The organism is Cupriavidus sp. WS (genome assembly GCF_000395345.1).
Lineage (GTDB): Bacteria > Pseudomonadota > Gammaproteobacteria > Burkholderiales > Burkholderiaceae > Cupriavidus > Cupriavidus basilensis_B.
On record NZ_AQPL01000640.1, the window covers coordinates 1 to 3,462 of the forward strand.

A 3,462-nucleotide genomic window follows, 5' to 3' on the forward strand; every position below is an offset into this window, starting at 1 on the left:
TTCTACAAGCAGTTCGCGCTGACGATATCCGGCGCCACCATCATTTCGCTGATTCTCTCGCTCACGCTGTCGCCCGCCCTCGCGGCGCAGCTTCTGCGCGCGCACGACGCGAAGGACGCCGGGCACCCGGTCCTGCGCGCGGCGCACCGGGCGGGCGACGCGTTCAATCGGCGCTTCGATGCGTTCAGCGCCGCCTACGGGAGACTGACGGCGTGGCTGGTAGCCCGGCCCAGGAGGGTGATGCTGTCGTATTGCGGCCTTATTCTGGCGACGGTCGCGCTGTTCTGGGTGACGCCGACAGGCTTCATTCCCGCGCAGGACCAGAGCTATCTGATTACCGTGGTGCAATTGCCGCCGGGCGCGTCTCTTGCACGGACCGACGCCGTGCTTCAGGACGTTTCCAGGCGCCTGCTCGCGATCGAGGGCGTCAGAGGCACGATCATGCTTCCCGGTTATGACGCCGCATCCAATACCAATTCGCCCAACTCGGCCACCGCATTCATCCCCCTCAAGCCGTTCGAGGAGCGCGACCGTTCCGCGAACTCCATTCTGGACGAGGCGCGCAAGGCCACCGCGGATATCGACGGCGCGCGCGTCATGGTCATCCCCCCTCCCCTGATCGATGGCATCGGTTCCGCGGGCGGCTACAGGATGATGGTGCAGGACCGCAGCGGCCACGGGTACCAGGAACTGGGCGGCGAGGCGGGAAAGCTGATTGCCAAGGCCAACGCGGCACCGGGCCTGTCCCAGGTGTACACGTTCTTCAATACGCTGACGCCGCGGATCTTCGCGGACATCGACCGCCGCAAGGCCGAGATACTTGGTGTCCCGGCAGAGCGCGTCTTCGAGGCGCTCCAGGTCTATCTCGGGTCGGCCTACGTCAATGACTTCAACCTGCTGGGCAGGACCTTCCGGGTGACCGCGCAGGCTGACCAGTCTCATCGCGGCAACACGGCCGACATTGCCAACCTGAAGACGCGCTCGTCGAGCGGGGCGATGGTGCCGGTAGGGTCGGTTGCCACCTTCCATGACGAAACGGGGCCGTATCGCGTGGTTCGGTACAACCTCTTTCCGGCGGTCGAAGTGGACGGCGACACCGCGCCCGGTTCCTCCACGGGGCACTCGCTGGCGACCATGGAACGGCTTGCCGCCGACACGCTTCCGGCCGGCTATGGCAGTGAATGGACGGGTATTGCGTATCAGCAGAAGATCGCCGGCAACACCGCCGTGCTGGTGTTCGCGCTGGCCGTGGTACTGGTGTTCCTCGTCCTGGCTGCCCAGTACGAGAGCGTCACGCTCCCGCTGGCGATCATCCTCATCGTGCCGATGTGCCTGCTCGCGGCGATGATCGGCATCAATCTCCGGGGCATGGACAACAACGTCCTGACCCAGATCGGACTTGTGGTGCTGATTGCGCTTGCCGCCAAGAATGCGATCCTGGTGGTGGAGTTCGCCAAGCAGGCGGAGGAGCAGGACGGCCTGACGCCCGTCGCGGCGGCGGTGCGCGCCGCGCAGACCCGTTTGCGGCCAATCCTGATGACGAGCTTTGCCTTCATTCTGGGGGCGGTGCCCTTGCTGATCGCCAAGGGCGCGGGCGCCGAGCTCCGGCAGGCGCTCGGGACCGCCGTGTTCTTCGGCATGCTGGGGGTGACGGGCTTTGGGCTGCTCTACACGCCTACCTTTTACGTGGTCTGCCGCGCCCTTGGCGCGCGGCTGTCGCGGCGCCGCCGGCCGGCGGCGCCGCGACAGCCGCGCGCCAAGGGCGCGGCAGACCACGTAAAAGGTAGGCGTGTAGAGCAGCCCAAAGCCCGTCACCCCCAGCATGCCGAAGAACACGGCGGTCCCGAGCGCCTGCCGGAGCTCGGCGCCCGCGCCCTTGGCGATCAGCAAGGGCACCGCCCCCAGAATGAAGGCAAAGCTCGTCATCAGGATTGGCCGCAAACGGGTCTGCGCGGCGCGCACCGCCGCCGCGACGGGCGTCAGGCCGTCCTGCTCCTCCGCCTGCTTGGCGAACTCCACCACCAGGATCGCATTCTTGGCGGCAAGCGCAATCAGCACCACAAGTCCGATCTGGGTCAGGACGTTGTTGTCCATGCCCCGGAGATTGATGCCGATCATCGCCGCGAGCAGGCACATCGGCACGATGAGGATGATCGCCAGCGGGAGCGTGACGCTCTCGTACTGGGCAGCCAGGACGAGGAACACCAGTACCACGGCCAGCGCGAACACCAGCACGGCGGTGTTGCCGGCGATCTTCTGCTGATACGCAATACCCGTCCATTCACTGCCATAGCCGGCCGGAAGCGTGTCGGCGGCAAGCCGTTCCATGGTCGCCAGCGAGTGCCCCGTGGAGGAACCGGGCGCGGTGTCGCCGTCCACTTCGACCGCCGGAAAGAGGTTGTACCGAACCACGCGATACGGCCCCGTTTCGTCATGGAAGGTGGCAACCGACCCTACCGGCACCATCGCCCCGCTCGACGAGCGCGTCTTCAGGTTGGCAATGTCGGCCGTGTTGCCGCGATGAGACTGGTCAGCCTGCGCGGTCACCCGGAAGGTCCTGCCCAGCAGGTTGAAGTCATTGACGTAGGCCGACCCGAGATAGACCTGGAGCGCCTCGAAGACGCGCTCTGCCGGGACACCAAGTATCTCGGCCTTGCGGCGGTCGATGTCCGCGAAGATCCGCGGCGTCAGCGTATTGAAGAACGTGTACACCTGGGACAGGCCCGGTGCCGCGTTGGCCTTGGCAATCAGCTTTCCCGCCTCGCCGCCCAGTTCCTGGTACCCGTGGCCGCTGCGGTCCTGCACCATCATCCTGTAGCCGCCCGCGGAACCGATGCCATCGATCAGGGGAGGGGGGATGACCATGACGCGCGCGCCGTCGATATCCGCGGTGGCCTTGCGCGCCTCGTCCAGAATGGAGTTCGCGGAACGGTCGCGCTCCTCGAACGGCTTGAGGGGGATGAATGCGGTGGCCGAGTTGGGCGAATTGGTATTGGATGCGGCGTCATAACCGGGAAGCATGATCGTGCCTCTGACGCCCTCGATCGCGAGCAGGCGCCTGGAAACGTCCTGAAGCACGGCGTCGGTCCGTGCAAGAGACGCGCCCGGCGGCAATTGCACCACGGTAATCAGATAGCTCTGGTCCTGCGCGGGAATGAAGCCTGTCGGCGTCACCCAGAACAGCGCGACCGTCGCCAGAATAAGGCCGCAATACGACAGCATCACCCTCCTGGGCCGGGCTACCAGCCACGCCGTCAGTCTCCCGTAGGCGGCGCTGAACGCATCGAAGCGCCGATTGAACGCGTCGCCCGCCCGGTGCGCCGCGCGCAGGACCGGGTGCCCGGCGTCCTTCGCGTCGTGCGCGCGCAGAAGCTGCGCCGCGAGGGCGGGCGACAGCGTGAGCGAGAGAATCAGCGAAATGATGGTGGCGCCGGATATCGTCAGCGCGAACTGCTTGTAGAA

2 pseudogenes are annotated in these 3,462 nt (G+C 66.2%); one reads left to right on the forward strand and one right to left on the reverse strand.

Annotated features, from left to right (window positions below):
* Positions 1–1,683 (forward strand): annotated as a pseudogene (locus tag K206_RS42375) (efflux RND transporter permease subunit); the annotation flags it as partial.
* Positions 1,684–1,827: 144 nt separating this feature from the next.
* Here K206_RS42375 and K206_RS40465 read toward each other — a convergent pair.
* A pseudogene (locus K206_RS40465) lies at positions 1,828–3,444 on the reverse strand (efflux RND transporter permease subunit); the annotation flags it as partial.
* Positions 3,445–3,462 lie beyond the last annotated feature (18 nt).